Below are 23,361 nucleotides of genomic sequence, written 5' to 3' on the forward strand. Positions count from 1 at the left end.
GATGCCGGATGGCGGCTTCGCTTTATCCGGGCTACAACTGTAGGCCTGATAAGCGCAGCGCCATCAGGCAGTTCAGCGCACATTGCCGGATGCGGCTTCGCCTTATCCGGCCTACCGGACTGCGCCATCGGGCAATATTTCACCTGTCCTCATTAGTAATCATCCCGCCCATCGTCTTCATCCGGCTGTTCCAGCACGCTGTAAGCCACGGAACAAAACAGCGAGTTCAGACGCTGCATATCGCCCAACAGCGCCAGGTGCAAGGAGCTGGTCTCGATGCTCTGCACGTTCTGCTGATGCAGACGGTCAACGTGCGCATGCGAATAACGACGATTGAGAATACGGAAGCGGTGCTTGCTGCGACGCAGACGACGGGCACTGGTCACATCTCCTGAGAAGAACACTGACATCGCCAGCTGCAGATTGCTGAGCAACTGATCGTAGAGCGCATCCAGTTCTTTCAGCCCTTCGACAGAGAATGCCCGGCGGGCGGCCAGCGACTTATCGGCTATCTCGCTGCCCATACGTTCGACAATATCGGAAGCCTGCTCAAGGTTGAGCGACATTTCGATAATCTCCGCCCAACGGCGCGATTCCTCTTCCGCCAGCTCATCCTTTGGCATCCGCGCCAGATAGAGCTTAATTGCCGTGTACAGCACGTTAATGTCGTCCGCCATCCTGCGCAGCTCTTTCTCTTCACGCGGTTCGCCGTGCATTACTTTCTTCAGCCCGTCCATCATCTGCTCCATCGCGTCGCCGATACGCAGGGCTTCACGGGCGGCATTGGCCAGCGCGAGCGTCGGCGTATCCAGCGCGCTGACGTCCAGATGCTTGGGTTTCAGATGTGCATCCAACTCCGGCTCATCGCGGATGATGCGCTTACAAAAACGCGCCATCGGTTCGGCGAACGGCACCATCGCCACACAGCGCACCAGGTTGTAGAAGACGTGGAAGTAGATAACCAGTTCAGATTTCGGCAGCGGCAGTTCATCCATCAGATTGGCCAGCGGATGAACAAACGGCAGGATAATCAGACTGCCCACCAGCTTAAACAGCAGGCTGCCGAGCGCCACGCGACGGGCAGCAGCATTCGCAGCACTGTTGTTGAGCATCGCCAACAGGCCGGAGCCGAGGTTGGCACCAATCACCAGACACAACGCCACCGGGAACGAGATAATGCCTGCCGCGGTCAGCGTGGCCGTCAGCAGCACCGCCGCCAGACTGGAGTAACTGATAATCGCAAACATAGCGCCAATCAGCGCATCCAGCATAATATCGCCGGTCAGCGAGGCGAAAATAACCTGTACGCCGTTAGCCTGAGTTATCGGCGTGACCGCCTGCACAATCAGCTCCAGCGCCAGCAAAATCAACCCCAGCCCGATGCCAACCCGCCCCAGTTGCCCCACGCGGGACTGCTTACGCCCGAGAAAGAAGATCACGCCGATGAAAATCAGCAGTGGGGATAGCCATGAGAGATCGAAGGTCAGGATACGCGCCATCAGCGCGGTCCCCACGTCGGCACCCAGCACAATGACCAGCGCCGGGGTAAGCGCCACGAGATCTTGGGCGACAAACGAGGTCACCAGCATGGTGGTGGCGTTGCTGCTTTGCACCAGCGCCGTCACGCCGATACCCGCACAAAAGGCGAGCGGCTTCTTTTCAACACTACGGCTGAGGACGGTACGCAAGCGGGCGCCAAAGACACGCATCACGCCGGTACGCACAATATGCGTACCCCAAACCAGCATAGATACAGCAGAAAGCAGGTGTAACAGAGTTAACACGGAATCAGGTTCTCCTTATTTTTATGGTTTTTTGAGGCTCATTTGCCTGATGGCGCTGCGCTTATCAGGCCTACAAATCATCCCTATGTAGGCCGGATAAGGCGTTTACGCCGCCATCCGGCAACGGCCCCCTTTCAGTATAAGGGTTTAAACGTAATAAAGAGACAGGGCACTCATTGAGCGCCCTGTTTGTTGTAAAGAAAGATGACAGTTTTGTGAATCAGTCGGCGTCGTAGCCGAGGTTCGGCGCTAACCAGCGCTCCACTTCCGCCACGCTCATCCCTTTACGGAAGGCATAATCTTCAACCTGATCGCGCTGGATTTGCGCCACGGCGTAGTACTTGCTGTCCGGATGACTGAAATACCAGCCGGAAACCGACGCGCCTGGCCACATGGCGAAGGATTCGGTGAGCTTCATCCCGGTGTGCGCTTCCACATCCAGCAGTTCCCAGATGGTGGCCTTTTCAGTGTGTTCCGGGCACGCCGGATAGCCCGGCGCCGGGCGAATCCCCTGGTAGTTTTCGCGGATAAGCTCCTCGTTACTGAGGTTCTCATTCGCCGCATAGCCCCAGTAAACTTTACGCACGCGCTCATGCAGATACTCCGCGAATGCTTCCGCCAGACGGTCAGCGATCGCTTTCACCATGATCTTGTTGTAGTCGTCATGCTGGGCTTCGAAGGCATCCGCCAGCGCATCTTCCTCCAGACCGCCGGTAACCGCGAAAGCACCGATGTAATCCGCTTTGCCGCTCAGTTTCGGCGCGACAAAGTCAGACAGGCAATAGTTGGCGAAACCGACTTTTTCCGTCTGCTGGCGCAGGTGATGACTCACGTTGATGACGTGCGTACGCGTCTCGTCACGGTAAATCTCGATGTCGTCACCCACGCGGTTGGCCGGGAATAACCCCACCACGCCGCGCGGATTCAGGGTCTTCTCAGCGCTGAGTTTATCCAGCATGTCGTTAGCGTCTTTGAACAGGCGCTTCGCCTCTTCTCCTACTACCTCATCTTCGAGAATGCGCGGGTATTTCCCGGCCAGCGACCAGGTCATAAAGAACGGCGTCCAGTCGATGTAATTGCGCAGAGTTTCGATGCTGGCTTCCACTTCCTGCACGCCCAGACGGTGCGCCACCGGCGGGGTGTAGTTTTCCCAGTCGAAGGCCAGATCGTTGTCGCGGGCAGCCTGTAACGTTACTGGCGGGGTACGCGGTTTCTTACGCGCATGCTGGATACGCACGGTTTCGTACTCTTTACGCGTACGGGCGACAAAGTCATCACGCTGGGTGTCAGAGAGCAGCGCAGCCACCACGCCAACGGTACGCGAGGCGTTCTGCACGTACACCGTCGGGCCGCTGTAGTTCTGCTCGATTTTCACCGCCGTGTGCGCTTTTGAGGTGGTCGCGCCGCCAATCAGCAGCGGAATAGTGAATCCCTGACGCTCCATCTCTTTCGCCACGTTGACCATTTCGTCCAGCGATGGGGTAATCAGCCCGGAAAGGCCAATCAGATCGGCATTCACTTCACGCGCCGTTCTGAGGATTTTCTCCGCGGGCACCATCACGCCAAGATCGACGATTTCGTAGTTGTTACATTGCAGCACCACGCCGACAATGTTTTTGCCGATATCGTGCACATCGCCCTTCACGGTCGCGATGACCATTTTGCCGTTGCTGGAGCCTTTCTCTTTGCTGGCCTCAATGTACGGTTCGAGGTACGCCACCGCCTGCTTCATCACGCGGGCGGATTTCACTACCTGCGGCAGGAACATTTTTCCTTCGCCGAACAGATCGCCAACGACGTTCATGCCGTCCATCAGCGGTCCTTCAATAACTTCGATCGGACGCGCAGCCTGCTGGCGCGCTTCCTCGGTATCCAGCTCAATAAACTCGGTAATGCCTTTCACCAGCGAGTATTCGAGGCGCTTTTTCACCTCCCAGGTGCGCCATTCCGCCATCTGGGCATTCGCCGTGTCGTCGGTTTTACTGCCGCGATATTTCTCTGCCAGCTCCAGCAGTCGTTCGGTGCCATCGTCACGACGGTTGAGGATCACATCTTCAACCGCATCGCGCAGCTCGGCGGGCAGGTCGTCGTAAATTGCCAGCTGCCCGGCATTGACGATCCCCATGTCCATGCCGTTGCGAATGGCGTAGTAGAGGAATACCGCGTGAATGGCTTCACGTACCGGGTCGTTGCCACGGAACGAGAATGAAACGTTAGAAACGCCGCCGGAGATCAGTGCGTGCGGCAGTTCGCGTTTGATGTCTTCACACGCACCGATAAAGTCCTGCGCGTAGTTGTTGTGCTCATCAATACCGGTCGCGACAGCAAAGATGTTCGGGTCGAAGATGATGTCTTCCGGCGGGAAGCCCACCTCTTCGGTAAGAATCTTGTACGCCCGACGACAGATTTCGATTTTACGTGCGCGGGTGTCGGCCTGCCCTTGCTCGTCAAAGGCCATCACCACCACCGCGGCACCGTAGCGACGCAGCAGCTTCGCGTGATGGATAAAGGTCTCAACCCCCTCTTTCATCGAGATGGAGTTAACGATGCCTTTACCCTGAATGCACTTCAGCCCTTTCTCGATAACGTCCCATTTCGAGGAGTCGATCATAATCGGCACGCGGGCGATATCCGGCTCACCGGCGATCAGGTTGAGGAAACGCACCATTGCCGCTTCGGCGTCGAGCATCCCCTCATCCATGTTGATATCGATGATCTGCGCGCCGCTTTCCACCTGCTGACGGGCGACGTCCAGCGCTTCGCTGTATTTCTCTTCTTTGATCAGGCGTTTAAACTTGGCCGAACCGGTGACGTTGGTACGCTCGCCGACGTTCACAAACAGGCTGTCGTCGCCGATGTTCAGCGGCTCAAGGCCGGAAAGGCGGCAGGCAACCGGGATTTCCGGCAAGCGGCGCGGCGGTAAGCCATCCACTGCGCGGCTCATGGCGGCGATATGTTCCGGCGTGGTGCCGCAGCAGCCGCCGACGATATTCAGGAAACCGGCCTCAGCCCACTCGCGAATCTGCGCCGCCATGGTGTCGGCGTCGAGATCGTATTCACCAAAGGCGTTCGGCAGACCGGCGTTCGGGTGCGCGGTCACGTAGCATTCGGCTATGCGCGACAGTTCCTGCACGTACTGGCGCAATTCGTCCGGACCTAAGGCACAGTTCAGACCGAAGGTCAGCGCATCGGCGTGGCGCAGGGAGTTGTAGAATGCTTCGGTAGTCTGGCCGGAGAGCGTACGCCCGGAAGCATCGGTGATGGTGCCGGAGAGCATAATCGGCAGCTCAACGCCCAGCGCTTCAAATTCGGTTTTAACCGCGAAAATAGCGGCTTTGGCGTTCAGAGTATCGAAGACGGTTTCAATCAGGATCAGGTCACTGCCGCCTTCCACCAGCGCTTTGGTGGATTCACGGTAGGCGGCCACCAGCTGATCAAAGGTAATGTTGCGGTAAGCCGGGTCGTTAACATCAGGCGAGATAGACGCCGTACGGTTCGTTGGGCCGAGCACGCCCGCGACGTAGCGCGGTTTTTCCGGCGTGCGCGCCGTCCATTCGTCAGCCGCCGCACGCGCCAGTTTGGCTGCCGCAAAGTTGATTTCCGCCGACAGGGATTCCATCTGGTAATCCGCCATGGCGATAGTCGTCGAGTTAAAGGTGTTGGTTTCGATGATATCCGCGCCCGCCTCAAAGTAGGCGTTATGGATGGCGGCGATGACCTCCGGTTTGCTGAGCACCAACAAGTCGTTGTTACCTTTCAGATCGCACGGCCAGTCGGCAAAGCGTTCGCCGCGGAAATCCTCTTCGCTCAGACGATATCCCTGGATCATGGTGCCCATACCGCCGTCCAGCACCAGAATACGTTCATTTAACTGCTGACGTAATTGTTCTACTTTGCTGCTCACACTCGCTCCCGACAACGCTCAACCAGACCGAAAAAAACTCAACAGGTCATACTGGCACAAACCTGAGAGGCGGAAAAGAGAACAACGGCCAACATGAGACATGTTCAGCTTCACTCATCCGATCAGTACAGGAATTCTTGCATTATAATTGAATAAAACGAAAATGATTTCCACGATACAGAAAAGGAGTCTGCCATGGTAGCCACTGTCCCCGCGAAACGCGGTAGAAAACCCGCCGCCGCTACTGCGCCTGCAACCGGGCAGGTTCAGTCTCTGACCCGCGGCCTGAAGCTGCTGGAGTGGATTGCGGAATCCAACGGCAGCGTGGCGCTGACCGAGCTGGCTCAGCAGGCCGGCCTGCCAAACTCCACGACTCACCGTTTGCTGACCACCATGCAGCAGCAGGGTTTTGTCCGTCAGGTGGGTGAATTAGGCCACTGGGCCGTAGGTGCGCATGCGTTCATCGTAGGCAGCAGCTTTTTGCAAAGCCGTAATCTGCTGGCAATTGTGCATCCGATCCTGCGCAAGCTGATGGAAGATTCCGGTGAGACGGTAAACCTGGCCGTGCTGGATCAAAGCGACCATCAGGCCATTATTATCGACCAGGTGCAGTGCACCCAACTGATGCGCATGTCCGCGCCTATCGGCGGCAAGCTGCCGATGCACGCCTCCGGTGCGGGTAAGGCGTTTTTATCCCAACTGAGCGAAGAACAAGTGACTGGCCTGCTGCACCGCAAAGGCCTGCATGCTTATACACACGCAACGCTGGTGTCGCCAGTGCATCTGAAAGAGGATTTGGCCCAGACGCGCAAGCGCGGCTATTCCTTTGATGATGAGGAACATGCGCTGGGTCTGCGCTGCGTGGCGTCGTGCATTTATGACGAGCACCGCGAGCCGTTCGCTGCGATTTCCATCTCCGGACCCATTTCGCGTATTACCGACGATCGCGTGACCGAGTTTGGCGCCATGGCGATCAAAGCGGCGAAAGAAGTAACGCTGGCGTACGGCGGATTTCGCTAAGATGGGGTTGCCGGGTGGCGGCTACGCCTTACCCGGCCGGCTATCCAAGGTTAGGGCAGATTTGTAAGCCTGATAAGCGTAACGCATCAGGCACGGCGCACATTGCCGGATGGCGGCGCAAGTGCTTTATCCGGCCTACGGTCGGTTTCATAACGCACGCTGAACCGCTGACGACGTCGGTAGGCGTAAACATCTTCCACGTGACCGTGTTTGATGCGCGTCTGTAGGCCGCGCCAGTAGTCAGCGCTGAACAGGTCAGCGTGCATCTCTTCAAATAGCGGCCCTATACGCGGGTCGGCACATAGCCAGTGACGAAACTCTTCCGGGAAGACATCTCCCGGCGATACGCTGTACCACGGCTCAGCGCTCATCTCATCTTCCGGGTAGCGTGGCGGCGGGATATGACGGAAATTCACCTCCGTCATGTAGCAGATTTCATCGTAATCGTAGAACACCACACGCCCGTGACGGGTCACGCCGAAGTTCTTAAATAGCATATCGCCGGGGAAAATATTGGCGGCGGCCAGCTGACGAATGGCGTTGCCGTACTCTTCAATGGCATCGCGCAGTTGCTGACCTTCGACCTGCTCCAGCCAGATATTCAGCGGCACCATCCGTCGTTCAATATACAGATGGCGAATGACGATCTGATCGCCGAGATCGGTAATTTTTTCCGGGGCTTCCTGCAATAACAGCGCCATCAGCGCCGGATCGATTTGCCGTTTCTCCAGCACAAAATTCTCGAATTCCTGGGTGTCAGCCATCCGCCCAACACGATCGTGTTCTTTGACCAGTTGATAGCAGGCGCGGACGTGGGCGGCAGACATCTCTTTTTGCGGGGCAAATTTGTCTTTGATGATTTTAAACACTCGGTCAAAACCCGGCAGCGTAAACACCAACATCACCATGCCGCGGATCCCTGGTGCTTCAATAAATTGCTCATCGCAATGGGCAAGATAGAGCAGATATTCGCGGTAACTTTCGGTCTTCGCGTGTTTCTGACAGCCAATCGCCATGTACAGTTCGGCGGTGGTTTTACCGGGCAGGATCTCGCGCAGCCACTCCACCAGCGCCGCGGGCAAAGGAGCGTAAACCATAAAATAGGAGCGGGCGAAGCCAAACACAATGCTTGCCTCCGCCGTCGTGGTCAGACAGGTATCGACAAACAATTCGCCTTCATCAGTCCGGTGGATTGGCAGTAAAAACGGTAGCGTCCCAGAAGGAGTAATCAACTTACCGACCAGCCAGGCGGCCTTGTTGCGATAAAACAGTTCGTTCGCCACCTGTAAATGGCAACCTGACAACACATCCGCTCCCAGGGTTTCGGTCAGGTGTTCGATGATGTAGTGGATATCACGATGTTTGTTCTGCCACGGCAGACGCAGGGGCAGATCGCTAAGGACGCGTGTCAGCAGCCACTCCCAGCCGGTATCAGGAAAAAAGTCTTTCGCCAGCGGGCGGGGGATCGTGCGAAAACGGCGCTCTGGCTGAGAACTGAAAATAAACAGCCGCTCGGGAGTCAGCGAGCGGTGGTCAAATAACCGACAGTAAACGGAGTTAAAGAAACTCTCCGCAATCTCGAAGCGCGGGTAATCCGGCAGTAGCCGGGTGTAATGCTCTTTCACGCGAAGTAAAAAATCCGCGTCGGTACTTTTGCCGTCAGTAATGCAGCGCAACTGCTCCACCACCAGACCTACGTGATGATCGTAAAGGTGAATACGGCTTTTCATCGCCTGCTGAACCGCATGCCAGTCGGCATGTTCAAAACGCTGCTGCGCGCCGGAGGTGACTTCCAGAAAACGCCCGTACTGGGCGTCGAAACCTTGCAAGATAGTCTGAGCAATCAGTAATTCCAGGCCACGCGTCATCAATGTCTCCCATCCGGCACAACGTCATGCCGGATGGCGCGTTCGCTTATCCGGCCTACATCCCTTCGTAGGCCCGGTAAGCGCAGCGCCACCGGGCATTAATCAAAACTGCGATTCTTCGGTCGAGCCAGTCAGCGCGGTCACCGAGGAAGCTCCGCCCTGAATGATGGTGGTGACTTTGTCGAAGTAACCTGTGCCCACTTCCTGCTGATGGGAGACGAAGGTGTAACCGTCTTTAGCTGCCGCAAATTCTGGCTGCTGAACCTTCTCAACATAGTGGCGCATGCCTTCACCCTGCGCATAGGAGTGCGCGAGGTCGAACATGTTGAACCACATGCTGTGGATACCCGCCAGGGTAATGAACTGGTATTTGTAACCCATATCCGACAGCTGCTGCTGGAAGCTGGCGATAGTTTTGTCATCCAGGTTTTTCTGCCAGTTAAACGACGGCGAACAGTTGTAAGCCAGCAGTTTGCCAGGGTATTTCGCGTGGATCGCATCGGCAAAGCGCTTCGCCAGCTCAAGGTCCGGCGTGGAGGTTTCACACCACACCAGATCCGCATACGGTGCGTAGGCCAGACCACGGCTGATCGCCTGCTCAATACCCGCATGCGTACGGTAGAACCCTTCGCTGGTACGTTCGCCAGTGATGAACTCGCTGTCGTATGGGTCGCAATCAGACGTAATCAGATCGGCTGCGTCGGCATCGGTACGTGCAATCACCAGCGTCGGCACACCCATGACGTCGGCTGCCAGACGGGCGGCCACCAGTTTCTGGATAGCTTCCTGAGTCGGAACCAGCACTTTGCCGCCCATGTGACCACATTTTTTCACCGATGCGAGCTGATCTTCGAAGTGAACGGCCGCTGCACCAGCCTCAATCATCGATTTCATTAGTTCAAACGCGTTCAGTACGCCGCCAAACCCTGCTTCCGCATCGGCAACGATCGGCAGGAAGTAATCGACATAGCGAGGATCGTTCGGCTCAATACCGGTTGACCATTGGATCTGATCGGCGCGACGGAATGTGTTGTTGATCCGATCCACCACCGCCGGGACGGAGTTCGCCGGATACAGCGATTGGTCCGGGTACATGCTGGATGCCAGGTTGGCATCTGCCGCCACCTGCCAGCCTGAAAGGTAGACCGCTTCAATACCGGCTTTCGCCTGCTGCAGCGCCTGACCGCCGGTCAGCGCGCCGAGGCTGTTGATATAACCTTTCTTCGATTCGCCGTGCAGCAGACGCCACATTTTCGCCGCGCCAAGCTGCGCCAGCGTGCATTCCGGGTTGACCGAGCCACGTAATTTCACCACTTCCTCCGCGCTATATGGACGGGTGATGCCTTCCCAGCGCGGTTGAGTCCATTCTTTCTGTAATTCTTCGATTTGTTGAGTACGGGTTTTCATGTGCAGATGCTCCATATTGTTATGCGGTGAATTACGCCAGCAGGCGGTAGCCTGGCAGGGTCAAGAAATCGATCAGTTCATCAGAGGTAGTGATTTGCTCCATCAGGCGCGCGGCATCGTCAAAACGCCCGCTGCTGTAGCGGTGTTCGCCCAGCTCGTCCTGAATCACCAGCATCTCTTCGGCCAGCATCTGACGGAACAGCGGTTTGGTAACCGGCTTGCCGTTGCTGAGCGTCTTCTCGTGGTGGATCCACTGCCAGATGGAGGTACGGGAGATTTCGGCGGTGGCCGCGTCTTCCATCAGACCGTAAATCGGTACGCAGCCGTTACCGGAGATCCACGCTTCGATGTACTGCACCGCGACACGGATATTGGCGCGCATGCCTTCTTCAGTACGCTCACCTTCACAAGGTGCCAGCAGTTGCTCTGCGGTAATCGGGGCATCTTCTTCACGGGTCACGAACAGCTGATTTTTGTTTTCACCGAGTACGTCGTTGAACACCGCCATGGCGGTATCTGCCAGTCCCGGATGGGCAATCCATGTGCCGTCATGACCGTTATTTGCTTCCAGTGCTTTGTCCGCTTTTACCTTGGTCAGAACCTGGTTGTTACGTTCCGCATCTTTGCTGGGAATGAACGCTGCCATGCCGCCCATCGCGAATGCGCCACGTTTATGACAGGTTTTAATCAGCAGACGCGAATAGGCGCTGAGGAATGGTTTATCCATCGTCACCACCTGACGGTCCGGCAGCACGCGATCCGGGTGGTTCTTCAGTGTTTTGATATAGCTAAAAATGTAGTCCCAACGACCGCAGTTCAGACCCACAATGTGGTCACGCAGGGCGTGCAGAATTTCGTCCATCTGGAAGACGGCAGGCAGCGTTTCAATCAGCAGGGTCGCTTTAATGGTGCCGCGCGGCAGGTTAAAGCGGTCCTCTGCATAGCTGAACACTTCGCTCCACCATGCCGCTTCTTGCCAGGCCTGCGTTTTTGGCAGATAGAAATAAGGGCCGCTGCCTTTCGCCAGCAACGTTTTGTAGTTGTGGAAGAAATAGAGGGCAAAGTCGAACAGGCTGCCCGGGATAGATTCGCCACGCCAGGTGACGTGTTTTTCCGGCAGGTGCAGACCACGAACGCGACATACCAACAGAGCCGGATTAGGTTTGAGCTGATAAATTTTACCCGCTTCGTTGGTGTAGCTAATGGTGCCATTGACCGCATCGCGCAGGTTGATCTGCCCGTCGATAACTTTGCTCCACTCAGGAGCCAGTGAATCTTCGAAGTCAGCCATAAAGACTTTGACGTTCGCGTTCAGCGCGTTGATGACCATCTTGCGCTCAACGGGTCCGGTGATCTCTACGCGGCGATCCAGTAAATCATCAGGAATTCCGCGAATTTTCCAGTTACCTTCACGAATGGAAGCTGTTTCCGAAATAAAATCAGGCAACTTACCGTCATCAATATCCTGCTGCTGCTGGATACGTGCAGCCAGAAGTTTATTCCGCTTTGGCGTAAATCTTGTCACCAGTTCAGTCAGAAACTCCACTGCTTCAGCGGTCAGAATTTGCTGTTCCTGTTCGCCACACGGCCTGGTGAAGACCAGTTCATCGGTTGTCGTTGCCTGTTGATTCATTGCGTAGTTCCTCGTCATTGATCCAAACACATCCCCAATGCGAACGAAGGATCGTTGTGCGCTTTTCGTTCAGCACAACTAAGACTACTCATTTAAATTTCAAAATCAAAAACAATTTCCATTTTTAATTTAATTATTAATTAACCTATTGATAACAATATAAATAAAATTTAATTACACGATGAGGTGCGTTTCGGAAATAAAAAAGGCACCCGAAGGTGCCTGATTCAATATGCTGAAACGCTTAAGGATCGTCTGCTACAGTAGATTAATCCAGCGTTGGATTCATGTGACGCAGATCATATGGCGTGATCTGGTAGACGTAATAGTTGAGCCAGTTGGTAAACAACAGATTACCGTGGCTACGCCAGGTTGCCCGCGGTTTGTTTTGCGGGTCATCTTTCGGGAAATAGTTATAGGGTACTTCCGGCGATAAGCCCGCTTCGACGTCACGAAAATATTCGCTGCCGAGTGTATGGTCGTCATACTCAGGATGACCCGTCACGAAGGCGATACGTTTGTCTTTGCTGGCAAACAGGTAGGCATCTCCCTCTTCGGTTTCAGCAAAGATCTCGAGATCGGTGTAGTCGCGGATAAGCGCTGCAGGGAAATCAGCATAGCGGGAATGCGGGGCCAGGAACGCATCATCGAATCCACGCGTCAGTAGCGCATGAGGGTGCAGAATATGGTGCTCATAGACGCCTGAGAGTTTGTCCGTGCGGGTTTGCTTGGGAATTCCGTACAGGATATTCAACGCGGCCTGCACCGCCCAACAGACAAATAGCGTCGAGGTAACGTGATCTTTGGCCCATTCAAGCACTTGTTTAATCTGCGGCCAGTAAGCCACATCATTAAATTCAACCAGGCCCAACGGCGCGCCGGTCACGATCAATCCGTCAAAGTTCTGATCGCAGATATCCTCGAAATTACAGTAGAAGTTATTCAGATGCTCCGTTGGGGTGTTGCGTGACTCGCGGGCATCGATGCGCAATAGCTGAACATCTACCTGCAGCGGTGAGTTAGACAGTAAGCGCAGGAACTGGTTTTCCGTTTCAATCTTCTTGGGCATCAGGTTGAGGATGAGCACCTTCAGTGGACGAATTTCCTGACCGGAAGCGCGGGATGTCGTCATCACGAAGACGTTTTCCTCACGCAAAAAATTGACGGCGGGTAGCTCGTCCTGCACGCGAATTGGCATAACCTGATAACCTCACAACATACGTTTAAACGTTTAGACATCCAGATAGCTGAAGATACCCAGGAATCATGCGAATGTCGAGCTTGCATCCTCAAGTTGAGAAAGTTTCACGGCTCCTTGCTGTAGAATAGTGCAGTAAAGAAAAAAAGGAGAATGCTATGAACCTTACCATTCGTCGTTCGCGTCAGGACGAAGGAGATAAGTTAGTTTCTATTTGGTGTCGCTCAGTAGATGCCACGCACCATTTCCTCTCTGCGGATTATCGGATTGAGCTGGAGGAGCTGGTACGTTCATTTTTACCAGAAGCCCCTCTGTGGGTTGCAGTGACAGAACAGGATGAGCCCGTCGCTTTTATGCTCCTGACCGACCAGCATATTGATGCTTTGTTTGTCGATCCGGATGTGCGTGGTAGTGGTGTTGGTAAACTGCTGATTGAACATGCTTTATCAATGAGTTCAACGCTAACAACCAACGTTAACGAGCAGAATGAGCAGGCGGTTGGATTCTATAAGAAGATGGGATTTAGCGTGACGGGACGTACAGAGGTGGACGATCTCGGACGACCGTACCCGTTACTCAACCTCGTACGCGGGTAGCAGGACTAGCTTTTGTAGGCCGGATAAGGCGATATGCCGTATCCGGTAGTGTGCAGACGTGTTGCCTGATGCGCTGCGCTTATCAGGCCTACAAAATACGTTCAGCCCGGCCCCTGCAGGCGGATAAGGCGGTACGCCGCATCCGGCGGTTTTCATCCCGCACAGACGCAAAAAAGCCCATCCGGCAGGATGGGCTTCTTCACTTTAATTAATGCCTGGCAGTTCCCTACTCTCGCATGGGGAGACCCCACACTACCATCGGCGCTACGGCGTTTCACTTCTGAGTTCGGCATGGGGTCAGGTGGGACCACCGCGCTACAGCCGCCAGGCAAATTCTGTTTATCAACACACCTCCTGGGCATGTCGATGTTATCTGTATCAGGCTGAAAATATCTCTCTTCGCCAAAACATCTTCGGCGTTGTAAGGTTAAGCCTCACGGTTCATTAGTATCGGTTAGCTCAATGTATCGCTACACTTACACACCCGACCTATCAACGTCGTCGTCTTCAACGTTCCTTCAGGACCCTTAAAGGGTCAGGGAGAACTCATCTCGGGGCAAGTTTCGTGCTTAGATGCTTTCAGCACTTATCTCTTCCGCATTTAGCTACCGGGCAATGCCATTGGCATGACAACCCGAACACCAGTGATGCGTCCACTCCGGTCCTCTCGTACTAGGAGCAGCCCCCCTCAATTCTCCAGCGCCCACGGCAGATAGGGACCGAACTGTCTCACGACGTTCTAAACCCAGCTCGCGTACCACTTTAAATGGCGAACAGCCATACCCTTGGGACCTACTTCAGCCCCAGGATGTGATGAGCCGACATCGAGGTGCCAAACACCGCCGTCGATATGAACTCTTGGGCGGTATCAGCCTGTTATCCCCGGAGTACCTTTTATCCGTTGAGCGATGGCCCTTCCATTCAGAACCACCGGATCACTAAGACCTGCTTTCGCACCTGCTCGAGCCGTCACTCTCGCAGTCAAGCTAGCTTATGCCTTTGCACTAACCTCCTGATGTCCGACCAGGATTAGCTAACCTTCGTGCTCCTCCGTTACTCTTTAGGAGGAGACCGCCCCAGTCAAACTACCCACCAGACACTGTCCGCAACCCGGATTACGGGTCTACGTTAGAACACCAGCCATTAAAGGGTGGTATTTCAAGGATGGCTCCATGCAGACTGGCGTCCACACTTCAAAGCCTCCCACCTATCCTACACATCAAGGACCAGTGTTCAGTGTCAAGCTATAGTAAAGGTTCACGGGGTCTTTCCGTCTTGCCGCGGGTACACTGCATCTTCACAGCGAGTTCAATTTCACTGAGTCTCGGGTGGAGACAGCCTGGCCATCATTACGCCATTCGTGCAGGTCGGAACTTACCCGACAAGGAATTTCGCTACCTTAGGACCGTTATAGTTACGGCCGCCGTTTACCGGGGCTTCGATCAAGAGCTTCTCCTTACGGATAACCCCATCAATTAACCTTCCGGCACCGGGCAGGCGTCACACCGTATACGTCCACTTTCGTGTTTGCACAGTGCTGTGTTTTTAATAAACAGTTGCAGCCAGCTGGTATCTTCGACTGATTTCAGCTCCATGGGTAAACCACTTCACCTACATATCAGCGTGCCTTCTCCCGAAGTTACGGCACCATTTTGCCTAGTTCCTTCACCCGAGTTCTCTCAAGCGCCTTGGTATTCTCTACCTGACCACCTGTGTCGGTTTGGGGTACGATTTCGTGTTACCTGATGCTTAGAGGCTTTTCCTGGAAGCAGGGCATTTGTTACTTCAGCACCGTAGTGCCTCGTCATCACACCTCAGCGTTAATAAGGTACCGGATTTACCTGGAACCTCCGCCTACATGCTTAAACCGGGACAACCGTCGCCCGGCTAACATAGCCTTCTCCGTCCCCCCTTCGCAGTAACACCAAGTACAGGAATATTAACCTGTTTCCCATCGACTACGCCTTTCGGCCTCGCCTTAGGGGTCGACTCACCCTGCCCCGATTAACGTTGGACAGGAACCCTTGGTCTTCCGGCGTGCGGGTTTTTCACCCGCATTATCGTTACTTATGTCAGCATTCGCACTTCTGATACCTCCAGCATGCCTCACGACACACCTTCAACGGCTTACAGAACGCTCCCCTACCCAACAACACATAGTGTCGCTGCCGCAGCTTCGGTGCATGGTTTAGCCCCGTTACATCTTCCGCGCAGGCCGACTCGACCAGTGAGCTATTACGCTTTCTTTAAATGATGGCTGCTTCTAAGCCAACATCCTGGCTGTCTGTGCCTTCCCACATCGTTTCCCACTTAACCATGACTTTGGGACCTTAGCTGGCGGTCTGGGTTGTTTCCCTCTTCACGACGGACGTTAGCACCCGCCGTGTGTCTCCCGTGATAACATTCTTCGGTATTCGCAGTTTGCATCGGGTTGGTAAGTCGGGATGACCCCCTAGCCGAAACAGTGCTCTACCCCCGAAGATGAATTCACGAGGCGCTACCTAAATAGCTTTCGGGGAGAACCAGCTATCTCCCGGTTTGATTGGCCTTTCACCCCCAGCCACAAGTCATCCGCTAATTTTTCAACATTAGTCGGTTCGGTCCTCCAGTTAGTGTTACCCAACCTTCAACCTGCCCATGGCTAGATCACCGGGTTTCGGGTCTATACCCTGCAACTTAACGCCCAGTTAAGACTCGGTTTCCCTTCGGCTCCCCTATTCGGTTAACCTTGCTACAGAATATAAGTCGCTGACCCATTATACAAAAGGTACGCAGTCACACCCCAAAGGGTGCTCCCACTGCTTGTACGTACACGGTTTCAGGTTCTTTTTCACTCCCCTCGCCGGGGTTCTTTTCGCCTTTCCCTCACGGTACTGGTTCACTATCGGTCAGTCAGGAGTATTTAGCCTTGGAGGATGGTCCCCCCATATTCAGACAGGATACCACGTGTCCCGCCCTACTCTTCGAGTTCACAACACATGCACTTTTGTGTACGGGACTTTCACCCTGTATCGTGCGACTTTCCAGACGCTTCCACTAACACACATGCTGATTCAGACTCTGGGCTGCTCCCCGTTCGCTCGCCGCTACTGGGGGAATCTCGGTTGATTTCTTTTCCTCGGGGTACTTAGATGTTTCAGTTCCCCCGGTTCGCTTCATTACGCTATGTATTCACGTAATGATAGTGTGTCGAAACACACTGGGTTTCCCCATTCGGAAATCGCCGGTTATAACGGTTCATATCACCTTACCGACGCTTATCGCAGATTAGCACGTCCTTCATCGCCTCTGACTGCCAGGGCATCCACCGTGTACGCTTAGTCGCTTAACCTCACAACCCGAAGATGTTTCTTTCGATTCATCATCGACTTGCAAAAATTTGAGAGACTCGAACACACCGCTTTTCATTTCTTATTACGGAGAAATGAAACAGTGTGTCGTTTCAATTTTCAGCTTGATCCAGATTTTTAAAGAGCAAAACTTCTTAATGCACTCGAAAGTACATTCAGAAGTTCATCATTCATCAGACAATCTGTGTGAGCACTACAAAGAACGTTTCTTTAAGGTAAGGAGGTGATCCAACCGCAGGTTCCCCTACGGTTACCTTGTTACGACTTCACCCCAGTCATGAATCACAAAGTGGTAAGCGCCCTCCCGAAGGTTAAGCTACCTACTTCTTTTGCAACCCACTCCCATGGTGTGACGGGCGGTGTGTACAAGGCCCGGGAACGTATTCACCGTGGCATTCTGATCCACGATTACTAGCGATTCCGACTTCATGGAGTCGAGTTGCAGACTCCAATCCGGACTACGACATACTTTATGAGGTCCGCTTGCTCTCGCGAGGTCGCTTCTCTTTGTATATGCCATTGTAGCACGTGTGTAGCCCTACTCGTAAGGGCCATGATGACTTGACGTCATCCCCACCTTCCTCCAGTTTATCACTGGCAGTCTCCTTTGAGTTCCCGGCCTAACCGCTGGCAACAAAGGATAAGGGTTGCGCTCGTTGCGGGACTTAACCCAACATTTCACAACACGAGCTGACGACAGCCATGCAGCACCTGTCTCAGAGTTCCCGAAGGCACCAAAGCATCTCTGCTAAGTTCTCTGGATGTCAAGAGTAGGTAAGGTTCTTCGCGTTGCATCGAATTAAACCACATGCTCCACCGCTTGTGCGGGCCCCCGTCAATTCATTTGAGTTTTAACCTTGCGGCCGTACTCCCCAGGCGGTCGACTTAACGCGTTAGCTCCGGAAGCCACGCCTCAAGGGCACAACCTCCAAGTCGACATCGTTTACGGCGTGGACTACCAGGGTATCTAATCCTGTTTGCTCCCCACGCTTTCGCACCTGAGCGTCAGTCTTTGTCCAGGGGGCCGCCTTCGCCACCGGTATTCCTCCAGATCTCTACGCATTTCACCGCTACACCTGGAATTCTACCCCCCTCTACAAGACTCTAGCCTGCCAGTTTCGGATGCAGTTCCCAGGTTGAGCCCGGGGATTTCACATCCGACTTGACAGACCGCCTGCGTGCGCTTTACGCCCAGTAATTCCGATTAACGCTTGCACCCTCCGTATTACCGCGGCTGCTGGCACGGAGTTAGCCGGTGCTTCTTCTGCGAGTAACGTCAATCGCTGCGGTTATTAACCACAACGCCTTCCTCCTCGCTGAAAGTACTTTACAACCCGAAGGCCTTCTTCATACACGCGGCATGGCTGCATCAGGCTTGCGCCCATTGTGCAATATTCCCCACTGCTGCCTCCCGTAGGAGTCTGGACCGTGTCTCAGTTCCAGTGTGGCTGGTCATCCTCTCAGACCAGCTAGGGATCGTCGCCTAGGTGAGCCGTTACCCCACCTACTAGCTAATCCCATCTGGGCACATCCGATGGCAAGAGGCCCGAAGGTCCCCCTCTTTGGTCTTGCGACGTTATGCGGTATTAGCTACCGTTTCCAGTAGTTATCCCCCTCCATCGGGCAGTTTCCCAGACATTACTCACCCGTCCGCCACTCGTCACCCAAGGAGCAAGCTCCTCTGTGCTACCGTTCGACTTGCATGTGTTAGGCCTGCCGCCAGCGTTCAATCTGAGCCATGATCAAACTCTTCAATTTAAAAGTTTGATGCTCAATGAATTAAACTTCGTAATGAATTACGTGTTCACTCGTTGAGACTTGGTATTCATTTTTCGTCTTGCGACGTTAAGAATCCGTATCTTCGAGTGCCCACACAGATTGTCTGATAAATTGTTAAAGAGCAGTTGCGACGCGCTTTAGCGCTCTGTCGCGAGGTGGCGTATATTACGCTTTCCTCTTTCAGAGTCAACCCTCATTTTCAGGTTTTTCTCTTCAACCGAACCGGCTGTTTGTGTGAAGTGATTCACATCCGCCGTGTCGATGGAGGCGCATTATAGGGAGTTTCCTGCGGCCCGCAACCCTTAAATGACAGAAAAATGACTGACTGCTGCATTCCACAGCGAAACCCCGCTTTATACCCATTTACACACAGAGTTATCCACAAACCATACGATCGTTTCTACGATCCTCTCGTTATATCAGCCTCCTTCAACAGAAAAAGAAGAGGTCAAAATCGAAAATTAAAAATTCGCGAGCGTTGCGCAAACGTTTTCGTTACAATGCCCCCGCAAAACAAGGATGCCCCGTAAGGGGCGTTAGCTGAGTTTTTAGCCAAGAATTCACCTAACGCTCTCTGTAATAGTCAAATCCAGGGGATTTACCATGCAACAACGTCGTCCAGTCCACCGCGCTCTGCTCAGTGTTTCTGACAAGGCCGGTATCATCGAATTCGCTCAGGCACTTTCCGCACGTGGTGTGGAGTTGCTGTCTACAGGTGGCACTGCGCGCCTGTTAGCGGAGAAAGGTCTGCCAGTGACCGAAGTTTCCGATTACACCGGCTTCCCGGAAATGATGGATGGACGCGTGAAGACCCTGCATCCGAAAGTCCACGGCGGCATTCTTGGTCGTCGCGGTCAGGATGACGGAATTATGGAACAGCACGGTATCGCCCCTATCGATATGGTGGTTGTAAACCTGTATCCGTTCGCCGAGACAGTGGCACGCGAAGGCTGCTCGCTGGAAGATGCGGTAGAGAACATTGATATCGGCGGCCCGACCATGGTGCGTTCCGCTGCCAAGAACCATAAAGACGTAGCGATCGTTGTGAAGAGCAGCGACTACGATGCCATTATTAAAGAGATGGATGCCAACGAAGGCTCCCTGACTCTGGAAACCCGCTTTGACCTCGCGATTAAAGCCTTCGAACACACCGCCGCCTACGACAGCATGATTGCCAACTACTTTGGCAGCATGGTTCCGGCTTACCACGGTGAGAGCAAAGAGGCCGCCGGTCGTTTCCCACGTACGCTGAACCTGAACTTCATTAAGAAGCAGGATATGCGCTACGGCGAGAACAGCCACCAGCAGGCTGCCTTCTATATAGAAGAGAATGTTAAAGAAGCGTCCGTTGCCACCGCGCAGCAGGTACAGGGCAAAGCGCTTTCCTACAACAATATCGCCGATACCGATGCGGCGCTGGAGTGCGTGAAAGAGTTCAGCGAGCCAGCCTGTGTGATCGTTAAGCACGCTAACCCGTGCGGCGTGGCGGTAAGTACCTCTATTCTCGACGCTTACGACCGCGCCTATAAAACCGACCCGACCTCCGCATTCGGCGGCATCATCGCTTTCAACCGCGAACTGGATGCCGAAACCGCGCAGGCAATTATCTCCCGTCAGTTCGTGGAAGTGATCATCGCCCCGTCCGCAACCGAAGACGCACTGAAAATCACCGCCGCCAAACAGAACGTTCGCGTTCTGACCTGCGGTCAGTGGGCACAGCGTGTACCGGGCCTCGACTTCAAACGCGTTAACGGCGGTTTGCTGGTTCAGGACAGGGATCTGGGGATGGTGAGCGAAGGCGAACTGCGCGTGGTGTCCAAACGTCAGCCGACCGAGCAAGAGCTGCGCGATGCACTGTTCTGCTGGAAAGTCGCCAAGTTCGTGAAATCCAACGCCATTGTTTATGCCAAAGAGAACATGACTATCGGCATAGGCGCAGGCCAGATGAGCCGCGTGTACTCCGCAAAAATCGCCGGGATTAAAGCGGCTGACGAAGGTCTGGAAGTGAAAGGCTCTGCAATGGCCTCTGACGCCTTCTTCCCGTTCCGCGATGGTATTGATGCTGCCGCCGCCGTTGGCGTGAGCTGCGTTATCCAGCCAGGTGGTTCTATCCGTGATGATGAAGTCATTGCCGCTGCCGATGAACACGGTATCGCGATGATCTTTACCGACATGCGCCACTTCCGCCATTAATCCACGGAGCAGACGATGAAAGTATTAGTGATTGGCAACGGCGGGCGCGAGCACGCCCTGGCCTGGAAAGCCGCACAGTCCCCGCTGGTTGATACCGTTTTTGTTGCACCAGGTAACGCGGGCACCGCACTGGAACCAGCACTGCAGAACGTGGCTATCGGCGTCACCGATATTCCAGCTCTGCTGAGCTTTGCCCAGAACGAGAAAATTGACCTGACCATCGTCGGCCCGGAAGCGCCGCTGGTGATTGGCGTGGTCGATGCGTTCCGCGCCGCTGGCCTGAAGATCTTCGGGCCAACCGAAGGTGCTGCACAGCTGGAAGGCTCCAAAGCCTTCACCAAAGATTTCCTCGCCCGTCACCAGATCCCGACGGCGGAATATCAGAACTTCACTGAGATTGAGCCAGCGTTGGCCTATCTGCGTGAGAAAGGCGCGCCGATCGTCATCAAAGCTGACGGCCTGGCTGCTGGTAAAGGCGTTATCGTGGCGATGACGCTGGAGGAAGCAGAAGCCGCCGTTCATGACATGCTGGCAGGTAACGCTTTTGGCGATGCGGGCCACCGTATCGTGATCGAAGAGTTCCTCGACGGCGAAGAAGCGAGCTTTATCGTAATGGTCGACGGCGAGCACGTGCTGCCGATGGCCACCAGCCAGGACCACAAACGCGTAGGCAACGGCGACACTGGCCCGAACACCGGCGGTATGGGTGCTTACTCACCAGCACCGGTGGTAACTGATGAAGTGCATCAGCGCACCATGGAACGCATTATTTGGCCAACCGTAAAAGGTATGGCGGCGGAAGGGAATACCTACACCGGTTTCCTGTACGCGGGTCTGATGATCGACAAACAGGGCAATCCGAAGGTTATCGAGTTCAACTGCCGCTTCGGCGATCCGGAAACCCAGCCGATCATGCTACGCATGAAATCGGACCTGGTGGAGCTTTGCCTGGCCGCCTGCGACGGCAAGCTGGATGAGAAAACCTCCGAGTGGGACGAACGCGCCTCGCTGGGTGTCGTCATTGCTGCCGGAGGTTATCCGGGCAACTACAACACCGGAGATGAGATCCACGGTCTGCCGCTGGAAGAAGTAGAAGACGGAAAAGTGTTCCATGCGGGCACTAAACTCGCCGAAGACGATCGCGTGCTGACCAGCGGCGGTCGCGTGCTGTGCGCCACCGCCCTGGGTCATACTGTGGCTGAAGCGCAGAAACGCGCTTACGCCCTGATGACCGACATCCGCTGGGATGGCAGCTTCAGCCGTAACGACATCGGCTGGCGCGCCATTGAACGCGAGCAACGCTAACGCGAAATTTTCGCCAGCAGCGTTTTACGCGTAATGCCTAACTGACGGGCGGCTTCCGTTTTATTGCCGCCCGTTTTTTCCAGCGCCGCCAGAATCACCTCTTTTTCGACATCCACCAGCGGTTGGATCTCGCCACTGAATTCCGTTTTTATCGGCGTCGCGGCAATCGCCATCGGCAGCTCGCGTTCGGAAATATATTCTCCCGTCAGCAGCACCACCGAGCGCTCAATCGCATTTTCCAGCTCACGAATATTGCCCGGCCAGTCGTAGTGGATCAGCAGATCCATCGCCTGCGGAGTAAAGCCTTTCACCGCTTTACGGTTACGCGCGGCAAAACGCTGGAGAAAATGTTCGGCTAACAGCGGAATATCTTCCCGGCGCTGGCACAGCGCTGGCATTTCAATGGTGACGACGTTCAGGCGATAGTAGAGATCCTGACGAAAGCGCCCGGCACTGACTTCCTCGGCCAGATTACGATGCGTGGCGGCGATCAGCCGGACATCAACCGCAATAGTCTGATTGCTACCAACACGCTGCACTTCTCGCTCCTGGATAGCCCGCAGCAGACGCACCTGCATCAGCGGTGAAATATCACCGATTTCATCAAGAAATAACGTGCCGCCATCGGCTTCCACAAAGCGACCTTCCCGCCGTTTATCCGCCCCGGTAAACGCCCCTTTCTCGTGACCAAAAAGTTCGGACTCCAGCAGCGATTCATTAAGCGCCGCGCAGTTGAGCGTCACCAGCGGTTTATCGCGACGGGCGCTGCTGGCATGCAGCGCCCGGGCCACCAATTCTTTCCCCGTACCGGAGTCTCCGTGAATAAGCACCGTAGCATCCGAGGGCGCAACCATCGCGATTTCATTGAGCAACTTCTGCATCGCCGGACTGCTGCCAATCATGCCAAACTGCGCAGCCGACGCCGATGGCAGTTCAGCGCCCGTTTCCCGCGTATGCGCCAGCGCCTTTTCCAGCGTCTCCTGCAGACGGTCAAAATCCAGCGGCTTGATTAAGTAGTCCAGCGCCCCGGTTTTAAGCGCCTCAACGGCGGTCTCCACACTGGAGAACGCCGTCATGATCAAGACCGGAATCGCCGGATTCAGCGCTTTAATCTCTTTCAGCGTTGCGATGCCGTCCATCTCCGCCATGCGTACATCACACAGTACTAAATCAAATACGCGTTCGCGCACCTGTTCCAGCGCCGCTCGCCCGCTATAGGCCAGCGCGACCTCATAACCCCAGCCGCGCAGCAGCGCCTGTAAAATGGTGCAGTGGCTGATATCGTCATCTACCACCAGAATATTGATTTTTCCGCGCGTCATCC

Annotated in this window: 11 protein-coding genes and 3 rRNA genes; 4 read left to right on the forward strand and 10 right to left on the reverse strand. The window is 54.7% G+C overall.

Features of this window, described 5'->3' with window-relative positions; all coding sequences use genetic code 11:
- Window positions 1-152: 152 nt before the first annotated feature.
- Both JQN59_RS22495 and metH read right to left on the reverse strand, forming a co-directional pair.
- Window positions 153-1,784, reverse strand: a complete 1,632-nt coding sequence (locus JQN59_RS22495) for a Na/Pi cotransporter family protein (RefSeq protein WP_128612477.1) — start codon at window positions 1,782-1,784, stop codon at window positions 153-155.
- 220 nt (window positions 1,785-2,004) lie between these two features.
- Entirely contained in the window at window positions 2,005-5,688 is a 3,684-nt protein-coding gene (gene metH, locus JQN59_RS22500) for a methionine synthase (protein ID WP_048215150.1), read from the reverse strand.
- Window positions 5,689-5,883: 195 nt separating this feature from the next.
- Here metH and iclR point away from each other — a divergent pair, with 195 nt between their 5' ends.
- On the forward strand, window positions 5,884-6,708 hold the full coding sequence (gene iclR, locus JQN59_RS22505) for a glyoxylate bypass operon transcriptional repressor IclR (RefSeq protein WP_003826510.1): 825 nt from the start codon (window positions 5,884-5,886) through the stop codon (window positions 6,706-6,708).
- An 86-nt stretch (window positions 6,709-6,794) separates the two neighbouring features.
- On the opposite strand, the gene aceK is transcribed toward iclR, so the two are convergent.
- From aceK to metA, 4 genes are all read right to left on the reverse strand, one after another.
- The gene (gene aceK / locus JQN59_RS22510) at window positions 6,795-8,576 is read right to left on the reverse strand and encodes a bifunctional isocitrate dehydrogenase kinase/phosphatase (RefSeq protein ID WP_048215152.1); all 1,782 of its coding nucleotides are present in this window, start codon (window positions 8,574-8,576) and stop codon (window positions 6,795-6,797) included.
- A gap of 102 nt (window positions 8,577-8,678) precedes the next feature.
- The gene (gene aceA, locus JQN59_RS22515; RefSeq protein ID WP_003826506.1) at window positions 8,679-9,983 is read right to left on the reverse strand and encodes an isocitrate lyase; all 1,305 of its coding nucleotides are present in this window, start codon (window positions 9,981-9,983) and stop codon (window positions 8,679-8,681) included.
- Window positions 9,984-10,014: 31 nt separating this feature from the next.
- Window positions 10,015-11,616 (reverse strand): malate synthase A, encoded by a 1,602-nt coding sequence (gene aceB / locus JQN59_RS22520; RefSeq protein WP_048215153.1) that lies wholly within the window; start codon window positions 11,614-11,616, stop codon window positions 10,015-10,017.
- A 268-nt stretch (window positions 11,617-11,884) separates the two neighbouring features.
- Complete coding sequence (metA, locus tag JQN59_RS22525; protein WP_003826503.1) at window positions 11,885-12,814, reverse strand: homoserine O-acetyltransferase MetA; 930 nt, start codon at window positions 12,812-12,814, stop codon at window positions 11,885-11,887.
- Between the two features lie 158 nt (window positions 12,815-12,972).
- Here metA and JQN59_RS22530 point away from each other — a divergent pair, with 158 nt between their 5' ends.
- Window positions 12,973-13,410, forward strand: coding sequence for an acetyltransferase (locus JQN59_RS22530; protein ID WP_003826501.1), 438 nt, complete (start codon window positions 12,973-12,975; stop codon window positions 13,408-13,410).
- Between the two features lie 213 nt (window positions 13,411-13,623).
- Here the strand turns inward: JQN59_RS22530 and rrf are convergent.
- The 3 genes from rrf to JQN59_RS22545 form a co-directional block, all read right to left on the reverse strand.
- A 5S ribosomal RNA gene (gene rrf / locus JQN59_RS22535) occupies window positions 13,624-13,739 on the reverse strand.
- A gap of 94 nt (window positions 13,740-13,833) precedes the next feature.
- Window positions 13,834-16,741, reverse strand: a 23S ribosomal RNA gene (locus JQN59_RS22540).
- Window positions 16,742-16,976: 235 nt separating this feature from the next.
- Window positions 16,977-18,518: ribosomal RNA gene (locus JQN59_RS22545) — 16S ribosomal RNA — on the reverse strand.
- The 16S, 23S and 5S rRNA genes sit together here, the layout of an rRNA operon.
- A gap of 624 nt (window positions 18,519-19,142) precedes the next feature.
- Here JQN59_RS22545 and purH point away from each other — a divergent pair.
- On the forward strand, window positions 19,143-20,732 hold the full coding sequence (purH, locus tag JQN59_RS22550) for a bifunctional phosphoribosylaminoimidazolecarboxamide formyltransferase/IMP cyclohydrolase (RefSeq protein WP_103015398.1): 1,590 nt from the start codon (window positions 19,143-19,145) through the stop codon (window positions 20,730-20,732).
- Window positions 20,733-20,747: 15 nt separating this feature from the next.
- Window positions 20,748-22,037: a phosphoribosylamine--glycine ligase gene (gene purD / locus JQN59_RS22555; protein WP_048227505.1), complete on the forward strand. Its 1,290-nt coding sequence runs from the start codon at window positions 20,748-20,750 to the stop codon at window positions 22,035-22,037.
- On the opposite strand, the gene zraR is transcribed toward purD, so the two are convergent.
- Window positions 22,034-23,359: a sigma-54-dependent response regulator transcription factor ZraR gene (gene zraR / locus JQN59_RS22560; protein WP_060683072.1), complete on the reverse strand. Its 1,326-nt coding sequence runs from the start codon at window positions 23,357-23,359 to the stop codon at window positions 22,034-22,036. The genes purD and zraR overlap by 4 nt on opposite strands.
- Window positions 23,360-23,361 lie beyond the last annotated feature (2 nt).

This window comes from Citrobacter sp. B72, assembly GCF_016894305.1.
Lineage (GTDB): Bacteria > Pseudomonadota > Gammaproteobacteria > Enterobacterales > Enterobacteriaceae > Citrobacter > Citrobacter portucalensis.